This window comes from Clostridium sp., from assembly GCF_051278035.1.
Lineage (GTDB): Bacteria > Bacillota > Clostridia > Clostridiales > Clostridiaceae > Clostridium_AD.
In genome coordinates, this window is the sequence record NZ_JBNMNU010000283.1 from 1 (window position 1) to 3,531 (window position 3,531).

The 3,531-nt window shown below is 31.7% G+C and carries 3 protein-coding genes; 2 read left to right on the forward strand and 1 reads right to left on the reverse strand.

Annotated features, from left to right (window positions below):
- Positions 1-60 precede the first annotated feature (60 nt).
- Positions 61-1,626, reverse strand: a complete 1,566-nt coding sequence (locus tag ACJAX4_RS22935) for a hypothetical protein (RefSeq protein WP_435791757.1) — start codon at positions 1,624-1,626, stop codon at positions 61-63.
- Between the two features lie 178 nt (positions 1,627-1,804).
- On the opposite strand from ACJAX4_RS22935, the gene ACJAX4_RS22940 reads away from it, so the two are divergent.
- A complete protein-coding gene (locus ACJAX4_RS22940) occupies positions 1,805-3,424 on the forward strand; it encodes an N-acyl-D-amino-acid deacylase family protein (protein WP_435791758.1) in 1,620 nt (539 codons plus the stop codon).
- Positions 3,412-3,531: FAD-dependent oxidoreductase (locus ACJAX4_RS22945; RefSeq protein WP_435791759.1), on the forward strand; the 120-nt coding region annotated here is incomplete at its 3' end. The genes ACJAX4_RS22940 and ACJAX4_RS22945, both read left to right, overlap by 13 nt.

A 3,531-nucleotide genomic window follows, 5' to 3' on the forward strand; every position in this document is an offset into this window, starting at 1 on the left:
TAACAAATTGATAGCCACAAGCTTTGGTAAATTTCTTAATAAAGTAGTTAATAAATAGTTTTACCCTTCAATTAAACTTTTCAAAGTTCTACACGCATCGAAAATAGGATCTAATTTTAGTGATTTTTCTGCAAACTCTAAAGCTTTTTTAGTCTGGTTTAAATTATAAAAACAAACTGCAATTTTATAATAGATTTCAGCGCCATCACCATATATTTCCTGTGAATATTTAAAAAATCTTAAAGCTTCACTATCATTGCTAACATAACTAAACAACAGTCCTATATAAAATGCTAAGTCCCCTTCTTCACCTATTGGGAAATAATTTTCCCAAACTTTATTCATTGCTATACACAGTTCCTCTACTGGGAAATCCTCTTCAGTATCCATTCTTTCTATTAATATGTTATAGACTTCTTGAAAGGTTCTTGCATCCCAAACTGTAAATCGAAGAAAAGTTAGTATCTGTTTGGTTTCTAAAGATTCGCTTAGAGGCACAATAGCTTTTTTTAGAATATAAAAATCATCGGGTCCTATACTTTCAATAATTTCTTTGTATGCCATTTCAGTTTCTGCAAAATCATGGGAGCTATTGCTAAGTAAAAACAGTGACATGTTTATATTTTCATGATCATAGATGCTATGTAAGGCTTTCCCGCCAATATTTTTGAAATATTGTTCCAATGAATGAAAGTTAACCGTCATAGAAATACAACCGTGTTTTGATAAAAACGGATGAGAATTTTTCTGCATTTCTTTTTCATTTTTATAGCCCTTGTCCGCTGAAATTAAAATTATATCATCATTGAATAATGCTTTTAATCTAGATATAGCTCGTAATGCCATTATAGGCACAGAAAAACTCGTGTCTTCTAAATGATTTTTATAATATAAAAGTAGATTATTAAAATCATCATCTTCATAATAATTATTACCTTGAATTAGGTTATCTGTATAATAATAGTCTAAACCGGCCAATATAGATTTATCCATTTGGCTAGGTTTTACCTCTGGAGATGTTACTGTAATCAACCCCTCATAAATCTCTCCCTTATTCACATAAAATGTATCTTGAGGAAGACTGTCAAAGGTATAATTAGCAATTAAAATAAGTGGATTTTTAAGATTCCCACTGGATAAAATCTCTCCACTATGTCTTAACTTAAGCTTATCATCTTTACATATATCAAAGGTTGCACAGTCCAGGATTCCACAATCAAAATAAGGCTTTAAAAAACTATGATTCTGCCAATATTTAATATTCTTTTCAGAAAAATCGGTTACTATATATTTAAATTTCAGCCCTTTGAGTGAAGAATTTTCAATTAGGTGTAAAAATCTTTTGAGAAAGGTATAAGTAAACCGCCCTACTCCTGAAGCAAGCTCCATTATGTATATAGTCGAGTTTTTATTTATATCTGTCCTTGTAACATAATCCCTACAGTACCCGAATATAGTTTTAGCATATAAATTTGCTATATAAGGGTTTGTGGTTATGTATTGAGGTACAATACCTTTAGTCCAAGCCTCTGGGCCTTGGTTTGCATAGAAATCTTTCTGTAGACTCCATAACATAGACTCCGATAATTGGCGCTCAGTTTCAAGTGTAACTGCCGTGTTTGTCAACGCAACTCCCCCTAATTCTTATTTTATATAATTATACCATTCATTACCTTATATAATAAACATATAACAAATTATATATATTTTGTTATATACCTGAATAGTTCTATTAATTTACTGTATAATTAAATTAATGGAGGTAAAACAAGTTTTATATTTAACCTAAGGGAAGTGGATTAAAATGCTAGATATTTTAATAAAAAAAGGATGCATTGTAGATGGTACAGGTAATTCATCTTATCACGGTGATTTAGGAATAAGTGATGGGAAGATAGTTAAAATTGAGAGTACTATAGATGAAGATGCCTTAGAAATTATCGATGCCACTGGACTTGTAGTTTCTCCAGGATTCATTGATGTGCACAGTCATAATGATTTAGTACCTTATATGGAAGAGAACATTCAAAATTTAAAGATAATGCAAGGAGTAACAACAGAGCTTGTAGGACAATGTGGTTTAGGAGTTGTACCATGTATTGAAGGTGAAATTAACACATGGAAAAACTATGTAAGAGGAGTCGTAGGAAATCCAGGATTCAAGTGGAAATTTTCTAATATGGATGATTATTTTAATGGAATATCTAAAAATAGACTAAAAAATAATTATACAGCTCTAATTTCACACGGAGCAATTAGGACAAGTATTATGGGCTTTGATAGTAGAATACCAACTAAAGAGGAAATTAAAGCCATGTGTAAAGTAGCAGAGAATGCTATGAAGTCTGGTGCTTTTGGCATGTCCATAGGACTTCAATACTTGCCAGCAATTTTCAGTACAAAATACGAGCTAATAGATATATGTAAAGTCATAGCAAAATATAATGGAATTGTTATGGTTCATCTTAGAAATCATGACGATACTATAACAAAAGCACTAGACGAAATAATTCATATAGCACAAAAGTCTGAAGTACGACTTCACATATCACACATGAGGTCTTATAATTCAAAATATTTGGGATGCGATGCTGAAAAGCTTATAAGTTATATAGAAAGTGCTGTAGCTAAAGGAATGAAAATAACCTTTGACGAACATTTATATTTGTCAGGAAGCACTCTTATGACTCAACTTTTACCACCTTGGGTTACTGCTGGAGGAATCCCTGAAATGGTTAAAAGACTACAAGATAAAGAAATTGTTACTACTCTTAAAAAAGAGCTTTTATGTCACAAAACTCACTACGCAGGATGGGACAATTACAGCTTAATTAGTGGTTGGGATGGTATTCTTATAACATCTGTAAAAGAAAGGGTAAACTTAAAATATGTAGGAAAAACTGTAGGCTCCATTGCTAAAGAATTAGGTATAGAAGCTTTAGATTTTGCATTAGATCTACTTATAAGCGAAAAATTCGGAGTAGGAGTAGTAACACTAGACGTATTTTCAGAAGAGGATACCATTAAATTAATAAATCATCCACTGCAAATGGTAGGATCAGATAGCATACCAGCTGGAAATCCACATCCAAGACTTTATGGTAACTATCCTCTTTTTATAGGTAAATTTGTGAGAGATAAAAATACCCTTACTCTTGAAAATGCTATATATAAGATATCATATTTACCTGCAAAAATTTTAGGTCTTGATCCTATAGGAGAGATAGCTATAGGTAAAACTGCGGATATAGTATTATTTGATTTAAAGAAAATTGAGGGTTTTGAGGATTACTTCAATCCAACTAAAGCCCCTGTGGGAGTTAAATACGTAGTGCTTAATGGTAGTGTTGCAGTACGGGATAGCATGGTTTGTAATAATAGTTATGGAAAAATAATAAGGAGTGGATTAATATGTATGATGTAGTTATTATAGGTGCTGGAGTAATAGGTGCCTCTATAGCAAGAGACCTTTCAAGATATAATTTAAAAGTAGCACTCTTAGAAAAAGAAGATGATGTAACTACTGGGGCG

Excerpts from the sequence above, each read along its gene's own strand:
- ACJAX4_RS22940 (WP_435791758.1), top strand. The coding sequence starts at position 1,805 with ATGCTAGATATTTTAATAAAAAAAGGATGCATTGTAGATGGTACAGGT.